27 protein-coding genes are annotated in these 26085 nt (G+C 63.6%); 17 read left to right on the forward strand and 10 right to left on the reverse strand.

From position 1 onward, the window contains the following. The first annotated feature begins 21 nt into the window (after positions 1 to 21). Complete coding sequence (gene ispG, locus FF124_RS02605; protein ID WP_138746909.1) at positions 22 to 1281, forward strand: flavodoxin-dependent (E)-4-hydroxy-3-methylbut-2-enyl-diphosphate synthase; 1260 nt, start codon at positions 22 to 24, stop codon at positions 1279 to 1281. A 5-nt stretch (positions 1282 to 1286) separates the two neighbouring features. Here ispG and FF124_RS02610 read toward each other — a convergent pair whose 3' ends face one another. The 8 genes from FF124_RS02610 to FF124_RS02645 all read right to left on the reverse strand — a co-directional run bounded on the left by FF124_RS02610 (position 1287) and on the right by FF124_RS02645 (position 6246). Next, on the reverse strand, positions 1287 to 1505 hold the full coding sequence (locus FF124_RS02610; RefSeq protein WP_138746910.1) for a DUF1413 domain-containing protein: 219 nt from the start codon (positions 1503 to 1505) through the stop codon (positions 1287 to 1289). A 1-nt stretch (position 1506) separates the two neighbouring features. Beyond that, on the reverse strand, positions 1507 to 2145 hold the full coding sequence (locus FF124_RS02615) for a LysE family translocator (RefSeq protein ID WP_246072148.1): 639 nt from the start codon (positions 2143 to 2145) through the stop codon (positions 1507 to 1509). A gap of 12 nt (positions 2146 to 2157) precedes the next feature. Next, positions 2158 to 2943 (reverse strand): NAD(P)-binding domain-containing protein, encoded by a 786-nt coding sequence (locus FF124_RS02620; protein ID WP_138746912.1) that lies wholly within the window; start codon positions 2941 to 2943, stop codon positions 2158 to 2160. A 148-nt stretch (positions 2944 to 3091) separates the two neighbouring features. Continuing rightward, positions 3092 to 3994, reverse strand: coding sequence for a bifunctional methylenetetrahydrofolate dehydrogenase/methenyltetrahydrofolate cyclohydrolase FolD (gene folD, locus FF124_RS02625; RefSeq protein WP_138746913.1), 903 nt, complete (start codon positions 3992 to 3994; stop codon positions 3092 to 3094). 36 nt (positions 3995 to 4030) lie between these two features. Next, on the reverse strand, positions 4031 to 4363 hold the full coding sequence (locus FF124_RS02630; RefSeq protein WP_138746914.1) for a YciI family protein: 333 nt from the start codon (positions 4361 to 4363) through the stop codon (positions 4031 to 4033). After that, on the reverse strand, positions 4363 to 5202 hold the full coding sequence (locus FF124_RS02635) for a class III extradiol dioxygenase family protein (RefSeq protein WP_138746915.1): 840 nt from the start codon (positions 5200 to 5202) through the stop codon (positions 4363 to 4365). Before FF124_RS02635 ends, FF124_RS02630 begins: the two co-directional genes overlap by 1 nt. Next, on the reverse strand, positions 5202 to 5543 hold the full coding sequence (locus FF124_RS02640; protein ID WP_138746916.1) for an extradiol ring-cleavage dioxygenase: 342 nt from the start codon (positions 5541 to 5543) through the stop codon (positions 5202 to 5204). The genes FF124_RS02635 and FF124_RS02640 overlap by 1 nt, the downstream gene beginning before the upstream one ends. Beyond that, on the reverse strand, positions 5536 to 6246 hold the full coding sequence (locus tag FF124_RS02645; protein ID WP_187326779.1) for an alpha/beta fold hydrolase: 711 nt from the start codon (positions 6244 to 6246) through the stop codon (positions 5536 to 5538). Before FF124_RS02645 ends, FF124_RS02640 begins: the two co-directional genes overlap by 8 nt. A 218-nt stretch (positions 6247 to 6464) precedes the next feature. Between FF124_RS02645 and FF124_RS02650 the strand changes: the two genes are divergently transcribed. From FF124_RS02650 to FF124_RS02720, 15 genes are all read left to right on the forward strand, one after another. Next, on the forward strand, positions 6465 to 7220 hold the full coding sequence (locus FF124_RS02650; RefSeq protein WP_138746917.1) for a GntR family transcriptional regulator: 756 nt from the start codon (positions 6465 to 6467) through the stop codon (positions 7218 to 7220). 139 nt (positions 7221 to 7359) lie between these two features. Further along, positions 7360 to 8745 (forward strand): vanillate/3-O-methylgallate O-demethylase, encoded by a 1386-nt coding sequence (ligM, locus tag FF124_RS02655; protein ID WP_187326786.1) that lies wholly within the window; start codon positions 7360 to 7362, stop codon positions 8743 to 8745. Between the two features lie 317 nt (positions 8746 to 9062). Beyond that, the gene (locus FF124_RS02660; RefSeq protein ID WP_138746919.1) at positions 9063 to 10049 is read left to right on the forward strand and encodes a TRAP transporter substrate-binding protein; all 987 of its coding nucleotides are present in this window, start codon (positions 9063 to 9065) and stop codon (positions 10047 to 10049) included. 4 nt (positions 10050 to 10053) lie between these two features. After that, positions 10054 to 10566 carry a TRAP transporter small permease gene (locus FF124_RS02665; RefSeq protein ID WP_138746920.1) on the forward strand — a complete coding sequence of 171 codons (513 nt, stop codon included), beginning with the start codon at positions 10054 to 10056 and terminating at the stop codon, positions 10564 to 10566. Then, positions 10563 to 11867, forward strand: coding sequence for a TRAP transporter large permease (locus FF124_RS02670; RefSeq protein ID WP_138746921.1), 1305 nt, complete (start codon positions 10563 to 10565; stop codon positions 11865 to 11867). The genes FF124_RS02665 and FF124_RS02670 overlap by 4 nt, the downstream gene beginning before the upstream one ends. Before the next feature lie 291 nt (positions 11868 to 12158). Next, positions 12159 to 13007, forward strand: coding sequence for a formyltetrahydrofolate deformylase (gene purU, locus FF124_RS02675; RefSeq protein WP_138746922.1), 849 nt, complete (start codon positions 12159 to 12161; stop codon positions 13005 to 13007). A 212-nt stretch (positions 13008 to 13219) separates the two neighbouring features. Next, positions 13220 to 14140, forward strand: a complete 921-nt coding sequence (locus FF124_RS02680) for a methylenetetrahydrofolate reductase (protein ID WP_138746923.1) — start codon at positions 13220 to 13222, stop codon at positions 14138 to 14140. 715 nt (positions 14141 to 14855) lie between these two features. After that, complete coding sequence (locus tag FF124_RS02685; protein ID WP_138746924.1) at positions 14856 to 15950, forward strand: type 2 periplasmic-binding domain-containing protein; 1095 nt, start codon at positions 14856 to 14858, stop codon at positions 15948 to 15950. A gap of 305 nt (positions 15951 to 16255) precedes the next feature. Then, a complete protein-coding gene (locus FF124_RS02690; RefSeq protein WP_138746925.1) occupies positions 16256 to 18235 on the forward strand; it encodes a tripartite tricarboxylate transporter permease in 1980 nt (659 codons plus the stop codon). A gap of 15 nt (positions 18236 to 18250) precedes the next feature. Continuing rightward, positions 18251 to 19333, forward strand: coding sequence for an amidohydrolase family protein (locus FF124_RS02695; RefSeq protein ID WP_138746926.1), 1083 nt, complete (start codon positions 18251 to 18253; stop codon positions 19331 to 19333). Between the two features lies 1 nt (position 19334). Beyond that, positions 19335 to 20435, forward strand: coding sequence for an amidohydrolase family protein (locus FF124_RS02700; RefSeq protein ID WP_138746927.1), 1101 nt, complete (start codon positions 19335 to 19337; stop codon positions 20433 to 20435). A 9-nt stretch (positions 20436 to 20444) separates the two neighbouring features. Beyond that, positions 20445 to 20858 carry a Rieske (2Fe-2S) protein gene (locus FF124_RS02705; RefSeq protein WP_138746928.1) on the forward strand — a complete coding sequence of 138 codons (414 nt, stop codon included), beginning with the start codon at positions 20445 to 20447 and terminating at the stop codon, positions 20856 to 20858. Then, the gene (locus FF124_RS02710; RefSeq protein WP_187326780.1) at positions 20839 to 21339 is read left to right on the forward strand and encodes a GFA family protein; all 501 of its coding nucleotides are present in this window, start codon (positions 20839 to 20841) and stop codon (positions 21337 to 21339) included. The genes FF124_RS02705 and FF124_RS02710 overlap by 20 nt, the downstream gene beginning before the upstream one ends. Next, a complete protein-coding gene (locus tag FF124_RS02715; RefSeq protein ID WP_138746930.1) occupies positions 21336 to 22541 on the forward strand; it encodes an NAD(P)/FAD-dependent oxidoreductase in 1206 nt (401 codons plus the stop codon). The genes FF124_RS02710 and FF124_RS02715 overlap by 4 nt, the downstream gene beginning before the upstream one ends. Positions 22542 to 22566: 25 nt before the next feature. Next, the gene (locus FF124_RS02720; protein WP_138746931.1) at positions 22567 to 22890 is read left to right on the forward strand and encodes a 2Fe-2S iron-sulfur cluster-binding protein; all 324 of its coding nucleotides are present in this window, start codon (positions 22567 to 22569) and stop codon (positions 22888 to 22890) included. A 3-nt stretch (positions 22891 to 22893) separates the two neighbouring features. On the opposite strand, the gene FF124_RS02725 is transcribed toward FF124_RS02720, so the two are convergent. Together FF124_RS02725 and FF124_RS02730 are read right to left on the reverse strand one after the other, a co-directional pair. Continuing rightward, complete coding sequence (locus tag FF124_RS02725) at positions 22894 to 24096, reverse strand: LysR family transcriptional regulator (RefSeq protein WP_138746932.1); 1203 nt, start codon at positions 24094 to 24096, stop codon at positions 22894 to 22896. Between the two features lie 81 nt (positions 24097 to 24177). Next, positions 24178 to 25071, reverse strand: coding sequence for an NAD(P)-dependent oxidoreductase (locus tag FF124_RS02730; RefSeq protein WP_138746933.1), 894 nt, complete (start codon positions 25069 to 25071; stop codon positions 24178 to 24180). 251 nt (positions 25072 to 25322) lie between these two features. Between FF124_RS02730 and FF124_RS02735 the strand changes: the two genes are divergently transcribed. Continuing rightward, entirely contained in the window at positions 25323 to 26060 is a 738-nt protein-coding gene (locus tag FF124_RS02735) for a PIG-L deacetylase family protein (RefSeq protein ID WP_138746934.1), read from the forward strand. Positions 26061 to 26085 lie beyond the last annotated feature (25 nt).

The raw sequence follows: 26085 nt of genomic DNA on the forward strand, positions 1-26085 counted from the left end.
TAAGCCGTTCCGGAGAAAATCATGACGCTTGCCGCCCCCCGCAATTTCGATCCCTTGCCGCGCCGCGCCTCGGTTGCGGTTGATGTCGGCGGCGTGATTGTCGGCGGCGGCGCGCCGGTGGTTGTGCAGTCGATGACCAACACGGACACGGCCGATATCGATGCCACCGTGGCCCAGGTCGCCGCCCTTTCCAAGGCCGGCTCGGAACTGGTGCGCATCACGGTTGATCGCGATGAGGCGGCCGCCGCCGTGCCGCGCATTCGCGAACGGCTGGAACATCTCGGCCTCGACGTGCCGCTCGTCGGCGATTTTCACTATATCGGCCACAAGCTTCTGGCCGATCACCCGGCCTGCGCCGAGGCGCTTGCCAAATACCGCATCAATCCCGGCAATGTCGGCTTCCGCGACAAGCGCGACAAGCAGTTTGCCGAGATCATCGAAATGGCGATCCGCTACGACAAGCCGGTCAGGATCGGCGTCAACTGGGGATCGCTCGACCAGGAATTGCTGACCCGGCTGATGGACGAAAATGCCGAAGCCGGTTCGCCGCTTTCCGCCCGCGACGTCACCCGCGAGGCCATCGTGCAGTCCGCCCTGCTTTCGGCCGAATTGGCCGAAGAGATCGGCCTCGCCCGCAACCGCATCATCCTCTCGGCCAAGGTCTCCCAGGTTCAGGACCTGATCGCCGTTTATTCCATGCTCGCCGAACGCTCCGACCATGCGTTGCATCTCGGTCTCACCGAAGCCGGCATGGGCACCAAGGGCATCGTCGCCTCGTCGGCCTCCATGGGCTATGTGCTGCAGCACGGCATCGGCGACACGATCCGGGTTTCGCTGACGCCGGAACCCGGCGGCGACCGCACCCGCGAGGTGCAGGTGGCGCAGGAATTGCTGCAGGTCATGGGTTTCCGCCAGTTCGTGCCGGTGGTCGCCGCCTGTCCCGGCTGCGGGCGCACGACCTCGACCGTGTTTCAGGAGCTTGCCTCCAAGATTGAGGCCGATATCCGCCGCAACATGCCGGTCTGGCGCGAGAAATATCCGGGTGTCGAAGCGCTGAACGTCGCGGTGATGGGCTGCATCGTCAATGGTCCCGGCGAAAGCAAGCATGCCGATATCGGCATCTCGCTTCCCGGCACCGGCGAGACGCCGGCCGCTCCGGTCTTCATCGACGGCAAGAAGGCGAAGACGCTGCGCGGCCCGAACATCGCCGCCGATTTCGAGGCGATGGTCGGCGATTACATCGAGAACCGCTTCGGTTCGGGCAGTCAGGCTGCGGAATAGGAAGCTCAGTTCTTCACATAAAGCCTGCCGCCGCCCTTCTTGCGGCCGGTGTCCTCCACGCCGGGAAAGCGGCCCTTGCGCACGGCGTTGAGGAATTCGCGGCCGATCTTCACCTTGTCGCCGATATAGAGGCGGTTCCAGCCTTCGCCGTAGAGCTCCGGGAAATGAAATTCGCCCGGTTCCAGAGCGAGGAGCCGGTTTGCGATCTGGTCTTCGTCGAGCATGTCAGAACCTTGTCGTCAGAAGTTTCAGGCCGGCAAGCGTGAAGAGCGCGGCCATCGTCCCCTCGATGGCGCGGCGGCCCTTGCGGTAGCCGCGCACGACAACGTCGGACGAGAACATCAGCGCCAGCGCGTTGAAGGTCAGGAAGCCGATGATATTGGCGCCGGCGATGAACAGGATGATGGTGCCGTGGTCGGCATCCTTCGGCAGGCCGATGGACACGAGCGAAACCCAGGCAAAGATCGCCTTCGGATTGGTGAGGTGGATATAGAGGCCGCGCCGGTAGAAGGCGCCGAGGCTGAGACGCCCGGCAATCTTCGGCGCCATGTCGGCGGCATCCGCGCGCATCGCGGCGCGAAAGCTCTTGTAGGCCAGATAAAGCAGATAGCACCCGCCGATGATTTTCAGCGCTATCAGCCCATAGGCAAGCTTCGTCACCACGGCGGCCATGCCGGCGCCGGCGAGCACGGCCCAGAAGAAGGAGCCGGTCAGAACGCCGTTGGCAAGGGCCACAGCCTGTCGCCTGCCCTGGCCCATGGCGGTGCCGGCAATGGCAAGCGTTGCCGGACCGGGACTGACGACAGCGATGAAATAGGCGGTCCAGGCAAGCGCCAGCGATCCCAGAAGCTGCGGCGTATCCATCATCTTGTCCAGTCAGTCGGAAGAGGGTTTCGCATTTTCGAACCGATCCCAGATGCCGTCAAGCGCCTTTGAAAACGCGGTATAGACGTTGTTGTCCTTCAGGTGCTTGAGCACCTGCTCATTGGTGCCGCCGCGCGTTGCCGATTCATGCGTCAGTTCGGAAAACGACATATCAGGCGCGTTGCGGGCCGTTGCGGCAAGCGCGTAGAACACCGCGCCGGAAAAGGCCCGTGCCTTGTCGGCCGGCAGGTTCTTTGCCTGAAGCCAGTCGGCAATCGTCTCGTAATAGGCAAAGGCGCCGGCGAGCGAGGCGGTCGCCACGCACATCGCCTGGTATTCGTCATCCGTCTCGGCGGCGACCACGGTGCCGAGCGGCTCGAACATCGCGATTGCGTCCTCATCCGGTGGAAAGACCGGCGTCGGGCCGCCGTGAAAGGCGACCGCCGGCAGCGGCGTCACCAGCGTGATCCGCGTTGCCGGGGCGACGATCCGTGCAAGCCGCGCCTGGCTGAAGGTCGGCATGAAGCTGATCACGTGGTGGGACGGGCCGAATTTCAGCGTCTTGACGATCTCTTCGGCATCGCCCGGCCTCAGCGCCAGACAAACCGTCTCCGCGCCGTCGATCACGTCCTGATTGCTCGCCGCGATCTCGACATTCTCGAAGCGGTCGGCCAGTCCGGCAGCGATCTCCTCATTGCGCGGCGAGACAAGAATGGTCGGCTTCTCGCCGTCCGCCGTGCTCATGCCGGTCACCACGGCCTTGGTGATCTCGCCCGTTCCGATAAATCCGATTGTCATGACATTCCTTCCTGAATTGCTGACCCAGCATAGGAAGCCATGCCCGGTTTGAAAACGGGGGTCGCCCAGAAAGGCGGGTCCAGGGCGGCGCGCGGCGTTGCCGCCGGAGGAGACTTGCGCCGCTCTGGACCAACGTCGCACAGCGCCATCAGGCGGTCAGGTTTGTCGGCTCGGCAAGCCCGCGACGGCGACAGGCAGCCGTCAGCGTGTTGGCCAGCAGGCAGGCGATCGTCATCGGGCCGACGCCGCCCGGCACCGGGGTAATGGCGCCGGCGACCGTACTTGCCGCAGCAAAATCCACATCGCCCGTCAGCCGCGTCTTGCCCGGTCCGCGCTCCGGCGCGTCGATGCGGTTGATGCCGACATCGATCACGCTCGCGCCGGGCTTGATCCAGTCGCCCTTTATCATCTCGGGCCTGCCGACGGCGGCGACCACGATATCGGCCCGGCTGACGACGGCCTTCAGGTGGCGGGTCTGGGAATGAGCGATGGTGACCGTGGCGTTGGCGGCAAGCAGCAATTGCGCCATCGGCTTGCCGACAATGTTGGAGCGGCCGATGACGACGGCTTCAAGGCCGGAGAGGTCGCCGTGTTCGGCCTGCAGCATCATCAGGCAGCCGAGCGGGGTGCACGGCACCATCGCCTTCTGTCCGGTCGCCAGAAGGCCGACATTCTCGATGTGAAAACCGTCGACATCCTTCGCCGGGTCGATCGCCGCCAGAACCTCGGCTTCGGCTATATGACCGGGCAGCGGCAATTGCACGAGAATGCCGTCGACCGCGTCATCGGCGTTCAGCCGGTCGACGAGGGCGAGAAGATCGGCGGCGGCGATCTCTTCGGGCAGGCGGTGTTCGAAGGAGTTCATGCCCGCCTCGACGGTCTGTCTGTGCTTGGCGCGGACATAGACTTCGGATGCGGGGTCATCGCCAACCAGAACCACGGCAAGGCCCGGCGTCACGCCATGTTCGGCCTTCATCCGTGAGACGTGGCAGGCCACCGCGCCGCGAATGCGGGCGGCAAAGGTCTTTCCGTCAATGATCTTCGCCGTCATCTCGTCCTCCCGTCGGCGTTTCCCGTGCGAGCCGGTTCAGTTTGCCGGAAGGCGCGGGCTCATCGGCTCGCTGATCCGCCCGGCCTGGAACGTATCGGGCAGGGGGGTCAGTTCGGTGGTCGCGACGATGCCTGCCTTGCGAAAGGGGTCGCCTTCGGCAAAGGCTTCGGCATCGGCGCGGTTTTTTGCTTCCAATATGCCGAAATTGCCGCAGGAGCGGCCCTCGTCATCGACAAGCGCCGAGCCGATCAGCACCGAGACCAGTCCCTTGCCGCCGGAAGCGACCCATTCGCGGTGCTGCGGGCGGATTTTTTCGCGCAACTCATCGACGTCCGGATTGTTCAGGCAGCGCATCAGGAAAAACGCCATCACGCATTCTCCAGCACGACCATGCCGGCGCCGGTGAGCGAAGCGGGGGCAAAATAATGCCTGTGCTTCATCTCCACATGCGGGTTCATCGCCGCCCGCATCACCAGCCACATGATCAGTTCCGCGCCCTCCGAGCCAAACTGGTCGACATAGTCCTTGCGGCTCATGTTCCGGTATTTCTCGTAGTCATTGGCGATGCCATCAAGCCAGGCCTCGTCGGCCTCGCGGTTGATGAAGCCGGCGCGGCTGCCCTGAAGCTGGTGCGAAAGCCCGCCCGTGCCCATGATCACCACGCGCTCATCGCCGGGGAAGCTTTCGATCGCCTTGCGCAGCACCTTGCCCATTTCCCAGCAGCGCTGCGGGGTGGGGATCGGGTACTGGATGGTGTTGACCCAGATCGGCACCACCTTGACCGGCCAGTGTTCGGGACGGCCGAAGAACAGTTCCAGCGGCACCTGAAGGCCGTGGTCAACCTCGATCTCGCGGCAGACCAGCGGGTCGAAATGGTTTTCCACCATCGTGTCGACGATATGCCATGAGAGATCGGCGGCGCCCTCGAAATCGGGCACGGCGCGCGGCCCCCAGCCCTCGTCCACCGGCTTGTAGCTGTCGGCGACGCCGATGGCGAAGGTCGGCACGCGGTCGAGGAAGAATGTGTTGCCATGGTCGTTGAAGATGACGACGGCGACATCGGGCTTCTTCTCCGCCATCCACTTCTTGCCCGGGATATAGCCGTCGAAGAAGGGCTTCCAGTCGGGCGTTTCGGCAAGTCCCTTGTCGAGCGCCACGCCGATGGAGGGCACGTGGCTGGTGCCCACGCCGCCAATGATTTCGGCCATTACGCCTTCCCCAGTCTTGTCTTGAGAAATTCCTCCTGGCTCATGCCGGCCTGCGCCGCGCCGATCTCGGCCATGCTGGCCGGGTCGATCGCCGCGATCTTCAGGATGAAGAAGAGATTGCCGCCAAGGGAGATCATCTTGTGCCAGTCGCGGCTCATGACCGCCTGTTTCTCCGCCGCGCCGAGGCCGAAACTGTCGAGAAAGGCCGCCTCGTCGGCGATGAAGGCCGCGCGGTTTTCCGGCTTGCCGAGCGACATCGCCATCTTGTTCATCCGATAGCCGTTTTTCGAACGTTCGCGTTCGAAGAGCGGGGTTTCGGGAATTTCGAGCACGTCAGACATTGAGCTCCTCCTTATGCTGATCGAGCCAGCCGGTAATGGCGGCAACCGTTTCCGCCGGGCGCTCCACGGGCATGAAATGCCCGGCGCCGTCGATCACTTGAACCTCGGCCTTGTCGAGTTGCTCTGCGATCTCGCGATGCTGCTTTTCCGGTGACCAGCCGTCCTGCGCGCCGGTCAGCAACAGCACCGGACAGGTGATGGCGGGAATGTAGTCCATCGCGTTCGGGCGCTCCATGATGGCGCGGATCTGGCGGGCATGAACGTCAGGCCCGGCCTTGAGCACCATGTCCGTCAGGTCGTCGACAAGCGCCGGGTCCGGCGTGATCCCCTGCGCGAGCATCGGCGGCAGCCATTCGGCGGCAAGGGCGGCCATGTCCTCGTAGCCGCGGGCGATCTTGGCGAGCCGCTTGGGCGCCTCGTTCTCTCCCACGCCGTCATGTCCGGTATTGGCCAGAATGAGGCCGCGCATGCGCTCCGGCGCCTGGTGCGCCATTTCCATGGCAACCCGCCCGCCCAGGGAATGGCCGATGGGGATCAGCGGCCCGTCATTCTCGCGCAGGAGACAGGCCGCCATGCTCTCGATGGTCGGTTCGCGGGTGATGTCGGCATTGGCCACGGCGAGCCATTCCGGCGCGGCCTGGGCAACAGCGCGCCACACGCGGGCATCCGACACCAGGCCGGGGATGAGAAGCAATGTGGTCATGATCGGCCCTCCCAACGCCATCGTGAATACATTTTTGGAGGATTAGCGAAAAATTGGGGGGAAATCAACCAAGAATCGCCTATAATGTATACATAGATCGATCGAAAGACGCTTGAGGCCTTGCTGACGAGCCGGATGATCTTGCCCTGATCCGATCTATGTATACATTAGGCGTTCACGGCCCGGTCCATCGGGTCGCATCAGGTCCGGAGGTTGGAATGGACAGGCAAACGACGGCGAAGACCCACACGATGAGGGCGCTGGTGGAGCTGCGCAAGCGGATCCTCGACGGCGCCATTCCGGGCGGTACGCGCCTGTTCGAGGTGGCGTTGGCCGACGACCTTCAGATCTCGCGCACGCCGGTGCGCGAGGCGATGTCGCGGCTGGCGGAGGAGGGGCTTTTGGAGCGCGCCCGCAGCGGCGGCTTTCTGGTGCGCAGCTTTGCCTATGCCGATGTGCTGGACACGATCGAGCTGCGCGGCGTGCTGGAGGGCACGGCGGCGCGGCTGGCGGCCGAACGCGGGGCGAGCGAGAAGGCGCTGAAGGAGATTTCCGCCATTGTCCGCGCGCTTGACGGCTGTGTCGGCGTTCATCCCGACGAGGTGGACTTCGAGACCTATTCGGAACTCAACAGCGAGTTTCACGATGCGCTTGCCGCCCTGCCGCGCTCGGCCACGCTGGAGCGCGAGCTGGCCCGCGCCAAGCAATTGCCCTTTGCCTCGCCCTCTGCCTTCCTGCCGGACAAGACCAAGCTTTCCGACTTCCGCCGCTCGCTGCAGGTGGCCCAGGAGCAGCACCGCGAGATCGTCACCGCGATTGCCCAGCGGCAGGGATCGCGAGCGGAGGCTCTGGCGCGCGAACATGCCTGCGCGGCGCGGCGGAACCTCGAATATATCTTCTCCAAGGACCGTAACCTCGTCAGCGCGGTGCCCGGCCTTGCGCTCGTGGCGCCGAACGACCAAGCGCTGACCTGAGCGCGTGCCAGTATCGCGAGAATTTGCAGGCGGGGTGTTTTTCCGCTTGCATTCTTGAGGCCGAATTGCAAATGTATGTATACATTTCTTACGAGCTGGGAGGAGCGAGAAAGTGTCGGGTCAAAGCCTATCGACTGTAATGAAGGGGTTTTCAAACCCTGTAGAGCTTTTGAGGAATTCGCGTTCGGGGATTTATGTATACCCCGTCGTGGCGCCGGAATTTTCCAACTGGCGCAGTGAGCAGATGGCATGGCGCCACACCGCCGTGCTGTTCGACCAGACCCATCACATGGACGAACTGATCGTCGAGGGTCCGGATGCCGAGGCGTTTCTCGCCTATGTCGGGATCAATGCGTTTTCGAATTTCGATCTCAACCGCGCCAAGCATTTCGTGCCGGTCACGCCCGCGGGCCATGTCGTGGGCGACATGATCATCTTTCGCGAGCGTGAGGACAAGTTCGTGCTCGTCGGGCGCCAGCCGACGGCCAACTGGACCAAGTTCCAGGCCGCGATCGGCAAGTGGAACGTCCGGCTCGTCCATGACCCCCGCTCGGATTCCCGTCCCGAGGGCGAGCGCGTGCTGCGTACGCATTATCGCTACCAGATTCAGGGTCCGGATGCGAACAAGATCCTCGACGCCATCAATGGCGGTCCGGTTCCCGAGATCAAGTTCTTCCATGTCGACTGGATCAATGTCGGCTCGAAGCGCGTGCAGGCGCTGCGCCACGGCATGGCCGGCGCGCCGGGTCTGGAAATCTGGGGCCCCTATTCCGATAAGGCCTATATCCTGTCGACCATTCTTGAGGCTGCCGAAAAGACCGGCGTCGACCTGCGCCGCGTCGGCTCGCGCGCATACTCCACCAACACGCTGGAATCCGGCTGGATTCCCTCGCCGCTGCCGGGCATTTATTCGGGCGACGGGATGATGGCGGACTATCGCGACTGGCTGGGGGCGGATGCCTATGAGGCGGTCGGCTCCATCGGCGGCTCCTTCGTCTCCGACAATGTCGAGGACTATTACACCAACCCGTTCGAGCTCGGTTACGGCTTCTATATCGGCTGGAAGAAGGACGATTTCATCGGCAAGGAGGCGCTCGCCAAGCTGAAGGACGCGTCGACCAACCGCAAGAAGGTGACCTTCGAGTGGAATCCTGAAGATGTCGTGAAGGTCATCGCCTCGAATTTCGAGGAAGGCACGCCCTACAAGTGGATCGACTTCCCGCAGCCCAATTACGCGTCCTCGACCGCCGACATGGTCATGAACGGCGACAAGATGGTCGGCATGTCGATGTTCAATGGCTATTCCTACAATGAGCGCCGGGTTCTGTCGCTCGGCGTCGTCAGCCCGGACATCAATGTCGGCGACGTGCTGACGCTGAAGTGGGGCGAGCCGGAGGCCACGCAGAAGACTTCGGTCGAGCCGCATCGCCAGGCCGAGATCCGCGTGCGCGTTTCGCCCACGCCGTATGCCGCCGAGGCGCGCGAGAACTACGCCGACAGCTGGCGCACCAAGGCGAGCCGCTGATCGCCCTTTCGTCTAGTCGCCGCCGCCTTTGTCTAGGGCGGCGGCCGGCAATGTGCTAGGTTGCATCGCGTTTCGCGGCGTCAAGATGGATGCCGTCGGTCAAGAACCGGCGAAGCGGGCCCGGCTCGGGTTCCCGGAAAGACCGAGGAGGGTTTCCCGGCCGTCGAGCATCTCGCTGCTGTCGCAGCGCGACCGATATGGAGTTGCAGAATTTCCGGCGTGGCTTTGCCGGAACGGTGCGAAATGAAGCATCAGGCGTGTCCGCAAGGAGGCGGGCGCGCTCAATCTCACAGTCATGAAACCTGGGGAGGAGAATCATGATCTACAGGTCCCTGCGCACTCTTGCCGTATCCGCCGCGATCTTTGCCGGCGCTGCTGCGGCCTCTTCGGCGGAAGAATTGTCTTTCGCCCACTTCGTTCCCCCGCAGCACACGCTGACCGGCTCGGTCATCGAGCCGCTGCAGGACGGCCTCGCCAACGAGGTCGGCGATGAGCTTACCATCCGCGTCTACCCCGGCGGCGAGCTCGGCAAGGGCCCGCTGGAACAGTATGTCCGCGTGCTCCAGGGCGTCGCCGATATCGTCTGGGGCCTGCCGGGCTATACCTCGTCGCAGTTCCCGAAAACCATGATCGCCGAAATGCCGGGCGTGATTGATCTGGGAACGCCCGGCTATCCGGCCATCTGGCGCTCCATGGACCTGATCAAGGATGAGTTTCCGGGCACAAAACCGCTTGCGCTCTGGACCTCGGAGCCGAACATCTTGATCATGAAGAACAAGGACATCCGCACGCCTGATGACCTGAAGGGCCTGAAGATCCGCGCCGCCGGCTCGACCTCGGCCGCCGTTCTGGAAGCGCTTGGCGCGACCCCGGTGCAGATGCCGGCCGGCGAGATCTACAATGCGCTGCAGACCGGCCTCATCGACGGCGTCGTCACCGGCGCCTCCGCCGTCACCGACTTCAAGCTTTCCGAAGTCGCCGACAGCTACACGATCGGCGCGCCGCTCGGCCGCCTCACCTTCTACGTGGTCATGAGCCAGGCGCGCTATGACGGCCTTTCCGACGAGCAGAAGGCGGCGATCGACAAATATGCCGGCGAATACCTCTCCGAGAGCGCAGAGACGGCGTGGAACCGGGTTGCCGAAGAAACGATCGCCGGGCTCGAGGCCGATCCGGACAAGACCGTGATCACGCTTGATGCCGACCAGGCGGCGGCCTTCGGCGCGATCACCATTCCGGTGACCGAGGAGATCGTGACCGAGCTTGGCGCCGAGGACGTTCTCGCCTCGATGCGTGGTGAATAAGACCATGCTTGCCATGCTCCGCAAGCTCGCGGACGGGCTGATTTCGCTCTCCGCGCTGGCCGGCACGCTCGGACTGATCTTCGTGACGCTGGTCGTGCTTGCGGACGTGATCGGAAGGGCCTTCGGCGCGCCGCTTCGCGGCGCGCAGGACTTCTACCAGATGGGCATGGTCATCATCGTCTTCGGCGGCATGGCGCTGTGCGACAAGCTCGGCGGCCATGTCGCGGTCGATGTCTTCGAGGATCATTTCCCCGATGCCTTCAATCACTGGCTCAACATCTTCGCCGCGCTTCTCGGCGCGGCGATCTTCGCCGGCATTGCCTATACCGTCTACGATTCCGCGAAACTGTCGCAGATGCTCAAGCTTGCCACCAATATCGTGCGCATGCCCAAATGGTATTTCCAGTGGGCCTTGTCGGTCATGGCGCTGATCACCGCCATCGGCATGGCGCTCCGCGCCGTGGAGCTGGCGCTGTCCGGTCCGCACGGCCGCGCCAGGCGGGAGTTCGGGGAATGAGCGGAGAGCTGGTGGGCCTGATCGGCCTTGCCGTCCTGTTTGTGCTGCTGGTGATCCGCGTGCCGGTGGCGCTGGCGATGTTTTCGGTCGGCTTTGCCGGCATCTGGGCGCTGCGCGACCTGAAGGCGGCGATGAGCCTGATGGCCTCTGAAAGTTTCACGCTTGCCTCGTCTGCCGAACTGGTGGTGGTGCCGCTGTTCATCCTCATGGGCAATGTCGCCTCGGTGACCGGCATGAGCGGCAGGCTGTATGATGCGGCCTATGCCATTGTCGGGCGGTTTCGCGGCGGGCTTGCCTCGGCCACCGTGCTCGGCTGCGCGGGCTTTGCCGCGCTTTCCGGCTCCTCGGTCGCCTCGGCGCTCACCATGGGCAAGGTGTCCATGGCCGAGATGGACCGTTTCAACTATGACAACCGGCTGTCGACCGGGGTGGTTGCCGCCGGCGGCACGCTCGGCATCCTGATCCCGCCCTCGACCGGCTTCGTCATCTACGCCATCCTGACGCAGCAGTCGATCGGCCGGCTTTTTCTGGCGGGCGTCCTGCCGGGCATCCTGCTGCTTTCGATGTTTATCGCCACGATCACCATCCTGTGTTGGCTCAGGCCCGGCTTCGGCCCCGCCGGCCCGCGCACGACGATGGGGGAAAAGACCAAAAAACTCGTCGGCGCGCTTCCGGTGCTTTCGGTGGTGATCCTGACGATCGGCGGCATCTATGCCGGCATCTTCTCGCCGGTCGAGGCGTCGGCCGTCGGCGCCGGGCTGATCATCGTCATCGGCGCGGCGACCGGAAAGCTCACGCCTCGCACCTTCTGGACGGCGGCCAAGGATTCGGTGGTGACCACGGCGGCGGTGATGCTGATCCTGATTTCCGCTCACATCCTCAACCCCTTCCTGGCGCTCACCCATATTCCCGATCTGGTCGGCACTTTCCTGGAAGGTCTTCAGGTCGGGCCGCTCACGGTTCTGGCGCTGATCCTGCTGACCTATCTGGTCCTCGGCTGCTTCCTTGAAGGCTTCGCCATGCTGGTGCTGACCATGCCGATCTATTTTCCGGTGATCACTCAGCTCGGGATCGATCCGATCTGGTTTGGCGTATTGGTGGTGCTGACGCTGGAAATGGGTCTGATCTCGCCGCCGGTCGGGGTCAATGTGTTCATCGTCAAATCGGTGGCCCGCGACGTGCCGCTCGCCCGCATCTTTGCAGGCGTCACGCCGTTCTGGTTCGCGATGCTGGCGACGCTGATCGCGCTGATCGCCTTTCCGCAGATCACGCTGATCCTGCCGAACACGATGATGAATTAGTTGCGTTTGCGGGCGCGGCGGGTCGCGTCCTGACTTGCGTTGGACATAAAGGCGGGACCTTTGACCGAAAAGGCGCCGCCCGGCAATGCCGCGAAAGACAATCGAAGCTCTGACTGCCGGCACGGCCTGCGCGCCGGCGGCGGGAAGACGCGCGCCCGAAAACGGCCGGAGAGCCCTGCCGCAACGCGGCACGATGAAGGAATGAAAGATCGTTCGCCTCTGGAAGGAGGGGAACGCCTGCTGTCTGAAAGGGGCGGGTTCCTGCGCCCCGGTTTGGAGGAGATCCCTGCGATGAAGTCCTATGTCCTGACCATCAAATGCGCCAACCGCCCCGGCATCGTCGCCGCGGTTGCCACACTGCTCGCTCATGCTGATGGCGACATCACCGAGGCGCGCCAGTTCGACGATGCGTCAAGCGGCACTTTCTTCATGCGCGTCGTCGTGGAATATCCCGGTGACGAGGCCGCCTTGCGCGCCGAGATGGAAAAGCTCGCAGCCGAATACGGCATGACCTGGGAATTGTGGGACCTGGCGCGCAGGCCGAAAGTGCTGATGATGGTCTCGAAATTCGATCACTGTCTCGGCGATCTGCTTTACCGCAACCGGATCGGCGAACTGGACATGGAGGTCGTCGCGATTGCCTCCAACCATCCGAAGGAAGCGCTGAATCTGACGCTGATGGGCGATATACCCTATCACCACCTGCCGATCACGAAGGACACCAAGCCGCAGCAGGAGGCCCGGATCAAGGCCCTGGTCAATGAGACCGGGGCTGAGCTGGTGGTGCTTGCCCGCTACATGCAGATCCTGTCTGATGATCTCTCGGCATTTCTGTCGGGGCGCTGCATCAATATCCACCACTCCTTCCTGCCGGGCTTCAAGGGCGCGAAACCCTATCATCAGGCCTTCGAGCGCGGGGTGAAGATGATCGGCGCGACCTCGCATTACGTGACCGAGGACCTCGACGAGGGTCCGATCATCGCCCAGGACGTCGAGGCCGTCACCCATGCCGACACGCCTGAGGACCTGGTCCGCAAGGGCCGCGACATCGAGCGCCGGGTGCTGGCCAAGGCGGTCACCCTGCATCTCCAGCGCCGGGTGATGCTGAACGGGAAGAAGACCGTCGTCTTCGAAAAATAGAACCGTTTGCAGGCAGGGCGCCTCCCGACCTTTGGGCAGGAGCGCTGCGGCAGGCGTCGATGGCACAGCGGTGTCGCAAATGCCAAGGCAGGGCGCGCCTCGTCATGCATACAGTCAGAAGAATGCCTGCGGAAAGAATCGGCGAAAAGCTTGCCAGACGAGAGTTAAATGTATACATTTGATTCATCCCAACCTGGAGGAGGGTCTGTGGAATGATTGGATTTCTGGGCAGGCGCGGCAAGCAGTCCGCCGCTGACAAAGCCGCCATCGAGCCCTTGATAGAAGGCTTTTCGATCGAGGTCATGCCACGCACCGCGGCCAAGGTGGATGATTTCAAGGCGTTGCTGCCGGCCGGTACCCGTGTATACATCGCTCATATCGAAGGCACGCCGATCGAGGATATGGTGGCCGCGGCGCGGCGTCTGTCGGAGGACGGTTTTCCCGTCATGCCGCATTTTCCCGCCCGCATCATCAAGGACAGGGCGACGCTGGAAGACTGGATCGCGCGCTATCAGGGCGAGGCCGGCGTCGACCAGGCGCTGTTGCTGGCCGGCGGGGTTGCCGCGCCGGTCGGCGCGTTTCATTCGTCGATGCAGCTGATGGAGACCGGGCTTTTCGATAAGGCAGGATTCAGTCGGCTTCACGTGGCCGGCCACCCGGAAGGCAACAAGGATATCGATCCCGATGGATCGACCGGCAATGTCGACGCCGCCCTCAGGTGGAAACAGGACTTTGCCGAGCGGACCGATGCCGAAATGGCGATCGTCACGCAGTTTGCCTTTCAGGCGGAGCCCGTGCTTGCCTGGATCGAACGGCTGCGCGGTTTCGGCGTCGACCTGCCCGTTCATGTCGGCATTGCCGGGCCGGCGAAGCTGCAGACGCTGATCAAGTTCGCGATCGCCTGCGGCGTCGGTTCCTCGCTCAAGGTGCTGCAGCGCCGGGCCATGGATGTGTCCAAGTTGGTGCTGCCCTATGAGCCGACGGATGTTCTTGCCGATTTCGCCAATGCGTCGAGGCGAGACGGCGCCTCGGCCGTGGCCCAGATCCATTTTTTCCCGCTGGGCGGCATCGGCGCCTGCGCCAACTGGGCGGCCCGGCACAGCGTGGCCGCGCCCGCCTCGGCTGCTGTCTGAGATCGCCGCAAGGCAAGCCGGATCGCGACCAGGCAAAGCCATGACCCGGCCGGCCCGTCTGCGCAAGCGACGGGCCGGTTTTTCATACGCAGGCCGCGTAAGTCGGTTCCAACGTTGTTTGGTCAATCCGACACTCTTCACGGAATATGTATACGCAAGCTGTTGATAGACTTATTCTAATTTGTATATAAAAGCCGATTTTTCTTCGAAATTTGCGCTAATTTTGTTTATTTCTCGCGTATACTGGGCTAAAGTATAAGCACGGTTAGATTGAAATTATGTATCTGCGTATACATTCAGACCGAAAACCTCCGCGTGCGCTCCCGTCTGGGAGGTCGGGAAGCGGGCTTTGGAAGCCTGCGGAGGGCAAGATCGCGTCAGGCCTGAACGCCGTTTTCGACAGAACGGGCGACGCGATATGAGGAGCAATTCCAGCCGGTGGGGTAGGCCGGCTGCGCATGCCCGCCCGGCCTGTGCCGGACATTCCGCGGTTTTAGACAATGCAGTCCCGTTTCGGCGCCTGATCTCGATTGGGGATGGGTGAGCGGGAGGCGGTGCGCCCGCTTCCTGCGGGCATCGCAAGAAGTCAGATCGGTCAGCCAGAAGGCCGGCCGCTCGAGACGAAAGGGCCGCAGGGCCGCGCGCTCGTGGCGGAAATCGAGGACAGAGGAGGTCCGCGCGTTCCGCGTCATTGGTTCCAGAGGGAGGAGAACAGATGAAACGCAATACAATTATCAGATCCGGCATGGCGGCGATATCCGTTGCCGCGATCATGCTGGCGGGAGCCGCGCCCGGTTACGCTGATCCGATCGACCTGGAAGGGGAGACGGTGACGCTGGTGCACAATGTCGCGCCCGGCGGCGCAACGGCGATCAGCGCCCAGGTGCTGGCCGATGCCTGGTCCAAGACAATGGCGGATCACCCGACCATGGTGGTGCAGTCTGTCTCCGGCGGCGCGCTGACCAAGGGCATTGACTATGTCATGGACGCCCGGCCGGATGGCAAGACGCTCGGCTATCTCGCCTGGCAGGGCACGACGCGTATCCTCGATCCCGAAGTCCTGCAGATCCCGTTCCAGGATTTCGGCGTGATCGGCGGCATTGGCGGTTCCAACTTCCTGTTCCATCTCAGAACCGATGTTGGCGGCGGGATTGAAAACCGCGATGATCTCGTCAATCTCGACAGCGTCACCGTCGGCGTCTATTCGCCGCGCATGACCCAGGGCATGCAGACGGCCGCGGCGCTCGATCTTCTCGGCGTCGACTGGAAGTTCGTCTCGGGCATGCTTGGCGACGGTCCCCTTTATGCGGCAATGCAACGCGGCGAGATCGATGCCTATCCGGCCACCACGTCGCAATACATCTCCGAGCTCGGCGATGGCCCGATCGCCAGCGGCGAGACGATGGCGATCTGGCAGATGGGGCCGCTCGAAGCGGACGGTTCGATGAAGCTCGATCCAGCCCTCGAAGGCGTGCCGACCCTCGGCGAATATATCGAAAAGGCGACCGGAAAACCGCCGGAAGGACCGCTCTGGGACCTGATCATGTATCACGCCCAGTCGTCCGCGCCGGTCAACTGGATCATCGTCGCGCCGCCCGGCACGCCGCAGGACCATCTCGACATGCTGCGCACCAGTTTCGACGAAGCGACCGCCTCGCCGGACTATCTGGAAGCGGCCACCAAGGTCTATGGCTCGCCGCCGAATATCGTTCACTGGCAGGAGATGACCAAGATCATCTCCGATGTCCAGAACACCTCCGAGGACATCAAGGACACGATGCGCCAGCTGGTCGAGCGGATCGAGCAGTAGCAGGCAGACCGAGGGGCGGCGCAGGCATCGCCGCCCGGAGAACCGGAGCCTGGCAAGGCGCACCGGCGGTCGATCGCGTATTGATGCGATCGCTCCTTGCCATCGGCGATCGCATCGCCGCCGGCGCGATGCGCTCAAGGCCAGGCCGCCCGGTCTCCAACGGTTCTGCCGGATTGTTTTTGTGACCTCTTCGGAGACTGGCGCTCGCCGTTCGCGGCAAAGCGCAATCTGAAGAGGTATTCGTCATCGGCTTGCCGCATGTGGCGAAGCGATGATCAGCCAAGCTGACCTGGAGCTGGAACTTCATGTTCGAACAATTCATGACGGGGCTGTCGCTGGTTCTGTCCTTTCCCGGTTTTCTTTATCTGCTGGCGGGCATTGCCGTCGGCCTCTGGCTCGGCATCGTCCCGGGGCTGGGCGGTGTCACCGGCATGGTGGTGCTTTTGCCGCTCACCTTCGGCATGGATCCCGCCTCTGGCCTTGCCATGCTGCTCGGCATGTTCGCGGTGGTCTCCACCTCCGATACAATCACATCGGTCATGCTCGGCATTCCCGGCACGATCGCCAGCCAGGCGACCGTGATCGACGGCAATGCCATGGCCAAGCGCGGCCTGGCGCAGACGGCCTTCGGCGCGGCCTTCGTCAGTTCTGCCTTTGGCGGGGTGCTCGGCGGTCTGGCCATGGCGGCTTCGCTGCCCTTTGCGCTGGCGATCATTCTCGCCTTCGGCTCGCCGGAATTCTTCCTGCTGTCGTTGCTCGGCCTGCTCATGGTCGGCGCGGTCAGCGGCAATGCGGTCTCCAAGGGGCTCGGGGCGGCCGTGCTCGGGCTGATGCTCTCCCAGATCGGCTATCCTGTCGCAAGCTCCATGCCGCGCTATTTCTTCGGCGAGCGCTCGCTGCTTGACGGCCTGCCGCTGGTGCCGGTCATTCTCGGCCTGTTCGGCCTGCCGGAAATGATGGATCTTGCCGCCCGGCGCACGGCCATCGCCCATCTGAGTGATGAACACACGGCCGACGACAGCATCCTGAGCGGTGTGCGCGCCGCGATCCGCAATCGCTGGCTGGTGATCCGCTGTTCGCTGATGGGCGTCTATGTCGGCATGCTGCCGGCCATCGGCTCCTCCGTGGTCGACTGGCTTGCCTATGGCCACGCCACGCAAAGCTGCAAGACCGATCCGCAATTCGGCAAGGGCGATGTGCGCGGCGTGATCGCGCCGGAAGCGGCCAACAACGCCGTGCTCGGCGGTTCGCTGATCCCGACGCTTGCCTTCGGCATTCCCGGCAGCGGCGCCATGGCTGTTCTTCTCGGCGCGCTGACGATCCATGGCTTCTCGCCGGGCCGCAACATGCTGAGCGACAATCTCGACATCACCTTCTCGATGGTGTGGACGATCATCATCGCCAATATCATCGGCGCGGCCGTGTTGATGGTGTGGGGCCGCCAGGTGGCGCGCGCCGCGTTTGTCGACGGCAATTTCATCGTGCCGGCGGTGATCCTGTTCATCTTCATGGGCTCCTGGGTCTGGCAGCCGGGCATGTTCACCTGGATCACGCTTTTGGGCGTCGGCCTGCTCGGTTACCTCATGAAGGCTGCGGGCTGGCCCCGTCCGCCCTTCATTCTCGGCTTCGTGCTCGGGCCTGTCCTTGAAAACGCCATGTCGATCACCTGGCAGAGCTACACGGTGATGGAGGTGATCACCCGTCCGACGGTGATCGGCCTCGTCATCGTGCTGGCGCTGGTCTTCTTCTTCGCTCTGCGCTCGACCCGTCGCGGCCTTGCTGCCCACGCGATCGAGGATACCGTGGAGAGCAAGGCAAGCCTGATTCTGTCGTCAACGCTGGCGGTGGCGCTCATCGCGCTCTTCGGCGCGGCGGTCTGGATGGCGCGCGACTGGAAGCTTTTGGCCAAGGTCTCGCCGATGGCCTTTGGCCTGGCGGGCATTGTCATCATGGGCTTTGTCTTGTTCCAGGACCGCAACCGGCTTCGGGTGATCGCCGCCGCGCGGCGGGCGGGTGATGCGCTCGCCGGCGGAACCACGCGGCAATTCATTGCCGCAAACCAGCGGCAGATCATCACGTTTCTGGCGATCGCGCTGATGGCGGCGCTGACGCCGTGGCTCGGCACTTATGCCGCAATCCTTGGTTTCGCCGCGATCTATGCGGCGCTTTGGGGTCGGTTCCGGTGGTGGGTTGTCGCCCTCTACACAGCCGGCCTCTGGGCGGTGCTCTATTTCCTTTACGACCGCCTTCTTCATGCCCCGTTCGAATTACCGTTCTTCATGTGATGAGGAGACTGAGACATGCTGACAGAGCTTGATGCCGAAACAAGGCCGGATCCCGCCGCGGGAATCGGCGCCGTTGACTGCGACGTGCATCCGCGCAGCCCCGAAATGGCCGACCTGATCCCGTTCGTCGACAGCTACTGGAAGGACATGATGCCCTATCGCAATATCGGGCATATGGAACTGATGTCCTATCCGTTCTCGACCAAGCCCTTTCGGGCGGAAGGGGCGGATGGCGGGGTCGCAAGCCCCGCGCGGCTGGCGGAAGCCCATCTCGACCCGATGGGTCTCTCGGCGGCGATCCTCAACGTCGTCAACGGCGTCCAGGCGCTGTTCGACCCCTATATGCAGGCGATGATGTGCCAGGCCACCAATCGCTGGCTGGCGGCGGAATGGCTGGATCGCGATCCGCGCCTGCGCGCCGCGCTGCTGGTGCCGTTCCGCCACCCGGAAGAGGCGGTGGCCGAAATCAAGCGCTATGCCGATGACCGGCGTTTCGTTCAGATCCTGGCAATCTGCATGGGCGAGGCGACGCTCGGCCAGCGCCAGTTCTGGCCGATCTACAAGGCGGCATCCGATGCCGGCTTCGCCCTCTCGATCCACCCGGGCAGCAATTACCGCCACGCGCCGACGCAATCCGGCTTCATGTCCTATCTCGTCGAGGAACAGGTCAACTGGTCGCAGGGTTTTGCCAGCCAGGCCGCGAGCCTTCTGAGCGAGGGCGTGCTGACCGAATTTCCCGACATGAAGGTGGTGATGGCGGAAAGCGGGATCTCGTGGCTCTTTGGCGTCTCCTGGCGCATGGCCAAAGACTGGCGCGGCTGCCGCGTCGAGGTGCCGTGGCTGAAGGAGGGTCCGGACAAGATCATGGAACGCCAGTTGCGCTTCACCCTGCAGCCCTTCGACCTGCCGGTCGATCCGGACGAGGTTTCTGCCGTCGTCGAATGCATCGGCGGGCCGGAGCTGCTGCTCTACTCCTCCGATTTTCCGCATGATCACGGACCGGCCGCCGCCCGTTGGCCGAACGGCCTTTCCGCCGATCTCGCCAATGCCATCTGCCGCGAGAATGTCCTTGCCACCTATCCGAGACTGGAGGTCTGACATGACTGTTGCCGAACTGGAGAGGCCTGACACGGCCAAGACGAAACTGGGGATCGTCGATTGCGACATTCACCCCGCGATGACCGAAAGGAACGAACTTTCCCGATTCATGCCGATGCGCTGGCGCGAGCATGTGCGCGATTTCGGCCTGCGCTCTGGCGGTTCGCTCGTCGGCATGCTGCAATATCCGCGCCTGAACCATGGCGGCATGCGCCAGGACGCCTATCCGCCGGAGGGCGGCCCGCCGGCCTCCAGCCTTGCCTTCCTGCAGGAGCAGTTGCTGGACGAACTCAATGTCGAATTCGGCCTGTTGCAGGCGCTGAATCCCGGGCCGTCACTGCAGAATCTCGAACTGAGCGCGGCCGTGTGCGCGGCCATCAACGATTGGCAGGTCGACAAATGGCTCGCCCCGGAACCGCGTCTGAAGGGCGGCATCTCCATTGCCCAGGAAGACGCCGAAGCCGCGGTGCGCGAAATCGAGGAGCGGCTGAAGGACAAGCGTTTTGCCCAGTTGCAATTCGTGCCGCGCAGTCTTGAGCCCGCCGGCCGCAAGCGCTACTGGCCGATCTTTGAGATCGCCGAGGCGCATGACCTGCCGATCGCCGTCCACCCGGCGGCCACCGGCTGGCACGCCAATACCGGCGCCGGCTGGGCCTCTTTCTATGTCGAGGAGCATTACGCCTTTTCCCATTCGGTCCAGACCGTCCTGATCTCGATGATCTTCGAGGGCGTGTTCGATCGTTTCCCGAAGCTCAAACTGGTGCTGGTGGAAGGCGGTTTCGCCTGGCTGCCGTCGCTGATGTGGCGCATGGACCGGGAATGGGAGCGCATGCGCGGGGAAGTTCCGCATGTGAAGCGCCGCCCCTCCGAATACATCCGTCGCAATGTCTGGATCACCACGCAGCCGATCGAGGAGCCGCCGAATGTGCGGCACATGAACAATCTCCTCAACTGGATCGGGGCGGACCGGCTGATGTTCTCGACCGATTATCCGCACTGGGATTTCGACCATCCGGACCGGGCCTTCCGCGTCGGGCTGAGCGAAGAGGCAAAACGCGGCATCATGCGCGACAACGCGCTTGACGTTTACGGACTGGGTTAAGGAGAGGCCATGACCGATCACATCATCTGCAAGGTCGACGAGATACCCGAAGGCAAGGCCAGGCGGGTCGAGGTCGCCGGGCGCGTCATCGCCATCTTCAATCTCGGCGATCGCTTTGCCGCCATCACCAATAAGTGCCCGCATGAGGGCGCGGAACTGTGTCACGGCAGGGTTGCCGCCCTCGTCAATGCCGACGGTCCCGGGGACTACCGCACGGAGGACGAGAAGATCATGGTCCGTTGCCCCTGGCACGGCTGGGAATTCGACCTTGAGAACGGCCGTTCCTACTGCGACCCGAGCCGGATGCGGGTGAAGATCTTCGACGTCAAGGTGACGCCCGGCGAGAGCCTGGCGGAAGGGCCGTATCGCGCCGAGGTCTTCGAGGTTCGCACAGAGGATGATTATGTCGTCCTCACCATCTGAAAGCGCGCGCCTGCCCGTGCTCCCGCTTAAGGGCGGGTGCCAGTGCGGGGCGCTCAGATACCGGGTGAGCGGGGCGCCGCTCACCTTCTATCTCTGCCATTGCGCAAGCTGCCAGCGCCAGTCCGGCAGCGCCTTCGGCGAAAGCCTGATGTTTTTCTGCACGGATCTGGCGATGGACGACAGACCGCAGGAGCGCTGGACGGTTGGCGGTTCCGGCGTGCCGATCCGCCAGACCTTTTGCGGGACCTGCGGCGTGCGGCTCACCCATCAGCGCAAGGATAGCCCTGTGCTGGTGGTCAAACCCGGTACGCTCGACGATCCGTCCTGGCTTTTTCCGGCGGCGGAAATCTTCACCGCCTCCCGGCAGCCCTGGCTTTCGCCACTGCCCGGCGTGGCGCAATACCCGCAGGGCCCGGACATGGACAGCTTGAAACAGGATTGGGCGCGGTGGATCGCCGGGCATGAGGAGGCCGGACGATGAGCGGCATCGTGGTTGTGGGCGCGGGTCAGGCCGGTCTGGCATTGGTGGCTAAGCTCAGGGCCGAGGGCTATTCGGGCGCATTGACGCTCCTGGGCGAAGAGGCCTGGCCGCCCTATCAGCGTCCGCCGCTTTCGAAGAAATTCCTGCTGGGAGAATTGGCGCGGGAGCGCCTCTATTTGCGCTCAAGGGATTTCTACGCCGAGCACGACATCGATCTGAGGCTCGGCGCGCGCGTCGAGGCGATCGACCGCAGCGCGAAGAACATCAGCTTCGGCGGCTCGGTCCTCGCGTATGAAAAGCTGGTTCTGACAACAGGCGCCGTACCGCGGCGCTTGCCGACGGCGATCGGCGGCGACCTTGGAAATGTCTTCACCCTGCGCGGGATTGACGATGTCGATGCCATGGCGCCGCTGTTCGTCCCCGGGGCGCGGCTTCTGGTGGTCGGCGGCGGCTATATCGGCCTCGAAGCGGCCGCCATTGCTGCGCGTTCCGGGCTTGAGGTGACGCTGATCGAAAGCGCGCCGCGCATTCTCGGCCGTGTCGCGGCAGAAGAAACGGCGGATTATTTCCGCGCCCTTCACCGCGAAAACGGCGTTGACCTGCGCGAGGGAACGGGGCTTCGCCGGCTTCTCGGCGACACGATTGTGGAAGCGGCGGAACTGGCCGATGGCGCGATGGTTCATGTCGATCTGGTGATTGTCGGCATCGGCGTTCAGCCCGCGACGGCGCTTGCCGAGAAGGCGGGTCTTCGGGTCGAAAACGGCATCGCCACGGATCCATTCGGTCGCACGACCGATTTGTCAATCTTCGCCGCCGGCGATTGCGCCAGCTTTCCATATGCGGGCGGCAGGCTGCGGCTGGAAAGCGTGCAGAATGCCATTGAACATGCCGAATGCGTGGCGAAGAACCTCATGGGCGCAGAGATGCCCTACCGGCCCGTGCCCTGGTTCTGGTCGGATCAGTACGAGGTCAAGCTGCAGATCGCGGGGCTCAATACCGGCCATGACCGCGTCGTGGTGCGCGAGGGAGACCGGGAGGGTTCGGTTTCGCACTGGTATTTTGCCGGTCGGCGCTTCATCGCCATCGACGCGATGAACGATCCGCGCGCCTACATGACCGGAAGGCGGCTGCTTGGCGCGGGGGCAAGCCCGGACCCTGACAATCTGGCCGAAGCGGACCTGAAAACGCTGACAGCCGCCTGAGTGCCCAACAAGGAGAAACCTGGAATTGGTGAAGATCATCTATATCGAGCATGGCGGAAAGCGCCACGAGCTTGACGTCGCTGCGGGCCAGAGCGTCATGGAGGGCGCGCGCGACAATGGCGTCGAGGGCATTGTCGCCGAATGCGGCGGTTGCTGTTCCTGCTCCACCTGTCACGTCTATGTGGCCGGGAACTGGTTTGAACGGCTGCCGCCGATCGAGGCGATGGAGGAGGACATGCTCGATTTTGCGCCGGGCATGGAGCCGGGCCGTTCGCGGCTTTCCTGTCAGTTGACGGTCACCGAAGAACTTGACGGATTGACGGTCGAGGTCCCCGCCGAACAGGCGTGAACGTCAGGCCGTGCCGGAAAGCGAAAGCGCCTTATCGCGCAGAAGCTTGAGGAACAGCGCCTGGGCGGCGGTCGGAAGGAAACCGGCGCGCAGCGTCAGCCCGATCGGGCGCGCGCTTGCCGGAAGCTCGAAGGGCAGGGCGACCATCAGCCCGTGGGCGATTTCAGCTTCCGCCTGGCGCTTCGAGACGCAGCCGAGATGATCGCTCTTTTCCAGAAGTTCGCGCATCAGGATCACCGAGCGCGTCTCCACCAGCCGCGAGGGAACGGCAAGCCCGGCGGCCTCGAAAATGCGGTTGAAATGGCTGCGGATCGGCGTTCCTTCCGGAGCGACGACGAAGGGATAGCGGGCAAGCGCCTCGAATGTCGGCTGCAACAGCGTGCCGTCCTTCGTAATGCGCAGAAGTGGATGCCCGGGCCCGGCCACCAGAACCACGCTGTCGGAAAACAGTTTCTCCTGGACGATATCGCCGATCGGCGCAGGATTGCGCAGCGCGCCGATAAGAAAATCGGTTTCGCCGCGCCTAAGACCGGCGAGAAGGTCGTCATAATCGCCTTCCAGCACATCGATCGGGATGGTGCGGCCGAGCGCACGAAAGGCGACGATTGCATCCGGCAGAACGCAGGCGCGCGACAGCGGCATGGCGCCGACGACGATCCGGCCGGTTTCCCGTTCCATCGCCTCCGCCAGATCGGCGTCCGCCTGGGCGAGTTCGGCGAAGGCAAGCCGTGCGGCCTGGGCAAGCGCGGACGCCGCGCGGGTGGCGACGATGCCGAAGGACGTGCGCTCGAACAAAGGACGCTCCGCCTCGCTTTCAAGCTGGCTGACGGCGCGGTGAACCGTCGGTTGGGCAAGGCCGAGCCGTTTGGCGGCGAGCGTGAAGTTCTGGGTCTCGGCAACGGCGATGAGCGCGTTCAGCTGCGCCCGCGTGACCGTGATCTTGAGGCGCGGCGCGACATCGGCAAGCGCGGGATCGAGACAGGCGAAGGCGCGCCGGACGCGGCGGGCAAGCGTCTCGCCGGCCTCGGTGACGTAGAGCCCCTGGGGCGTGCGCGAAAAAAGCGTCGCCCCGGCAAGGCTTGCGATCTTGCCCAGCGCCTGGGTTACGGCCGGTTGTGAGACAAAGCACAATTCGGCCGCCCGCGTGACCGAATGCGTCTCGGCGACGGCCAGGAAGACCCGGAGATGGCGAAGATTGTAGGGCAAGGGCGCCTCCGCGACGTGTTCGGCGGATTTATAGCACGCACGACGCAAGTGGCGATCGGAAAGGCCGGTTTGTGCAGCCCTTCACTCTTCCCGGCCGTCCTGTCCCATCGCCGCAAGGACAAGGGCGACGCGTTCGGCGAGCCCGTCGTCCTTCTTCGTCTCCATGCCATAAGCTCCGATCTCCGCCTGCCAGGCCACGGTTGCCGCGCTCATGCGCGGCTCCAGCCCGAGATCGCTGACGGTTGCCGCGACCTCGCGCATTTCCGCCGCGCGCCGCGTGCCGTGCACCATCATCCGCTCCAGGCAATAGGCAGCTCTTCTCGGCCAGTCGATCTGCGGATCGGAGGCGGAAAGCGAGGCGAGGACCTCGGCGCTGACGCCTGCCTTTTCGGCAGCCAGAAAACACTCCGCCATCAACGCTTCGGTGCCCTTGATCATCACCGAGCGGATCATCTTCACCGACGAGGCGTCGCCGATCTCAGGGCCGGTCACCCGGCCGTTCATGCCAAGGCCCGCCATCGCCTCCGCGCCTTGTGTCGCGTGCGGACCCGAGACGAGGCACGGCGTTTCGTGCCGTTTTGGATGGATCGGGCTCATGATCGCCACATCGACGTAGAGCGCGCCGGCGGCATCGATCAGCGCCGCGTTGCGGCGCTTGGTCTGCGGCGAACAGGAATTGCCGTCGAGATAGAGCGTGCCGGGCCTGATATGCGGCGCGGCCGCCTCGGCGGCGGAAAATGCGTTGTCGGCAGTGACCAGGCTGAAGACGATATCGCTTCGCTGAAGCAGAGCGGCGGAATCCGGGGCGCAGAAGACGCCGCGCGTTTGACAGGCTTCGGTGATTGCTTCTGCCGTGTCGTCCTGCAGCGTCTTGATATCGAAGGCGGCAATGCTCGTGGCGATGCCTGCCGCCGCCCAGCCGTCCGCGATTGCGCGCGCGGCCTCGCCGAAACCGATAAATCCGATGGCAGTCATGGCTCTTCCTCCGCTGGTGTCAGTCCTTTCGAAAAACCGGAACCGACATCTAGAACCACGCGGTGGGGCAAAGACCATTCAAAAGCCCGGCGCAGCTATAAGTAATAGCTATAGCACTCAGGCATGCTCAAGCCATTTGAATGTTTCTGGCGTGATCCTATAGCAAATTCTTATACCTCTGCCGCAATCCGAAATTGTCATTGCAGGCTCTCCGGCGTGAGATGGCAAACAACGGAGTAACGGAGGATACCATGCCGGAAACCAACAAGAGCGCGCTCGTCATCAGCGCCCATGCCGCCGATTTCGTCTGGCGCTGCGGCGGGGCGATCGCGCTTCACGCGGCAAAGGGCTATGACGTCACGGTGCTGTGCCTGTCCTTCGGCGAACGCGGCGAGAGCGCCAAATTGTGGAAACAGGAGGGCATGACTCTCGACAGGGTCAAGGCCGAACGCCGCAGGGAGGCCGAACAGGCTGCCGAAGCGCTTGGCGTTCACGACCTCGTCTGCCTCGATCTCGGCGACTATCCGCTGGAACTTTCCCGCGAGGACAAGAACAGGGTGGTCGAGGTCATCCGCAAGGTGCAGCCCGCCTTCATGCTGTCGCACTCGCAGTACGACCCCTACAACACCGATCATATGTACGCCACGCAGGTGGCGCTCGAATGCCGGATGATCGCCCAGGCCTGGGGGCATAATCCCGGCGAGAAAGTGCTGGGCGCGCCGCAGCTCTATCTGTTCGAGCCCCACCAGACCGAGCAGATGGGCTGGAAGCCGGATACGTTCCTCGACATCACGCCGGTGTGGGAGAAGAAGCGGGCTGCGATCGAATGCATGGCCGGGCAGGAGCACCTCTGGGAATATTACACCCGCGTTGCCATCAACCGCGCCAATCAATTCAAGCGCAATTCCGGCGGGCAGGCCTCGGGGCGCGACTGCAAATATGCGGAAGGGTTCCAGTCGATCTTTCCGCGCACGGTCGACGAACTCTGAAAAAGCGGGTTCACGCGCGGAAAGA

The sequence above is a fragment of the Martelella lutilitoris genome (assembly GCF_005924265.1).
GTDB classification, from domain to species: domain Bacteria; phylum Pseudomonadota; class Alphaproteobacteria; order Rhizobiales; family Rhizobiaceae; genus Martelella; species Martelella lutilitoris.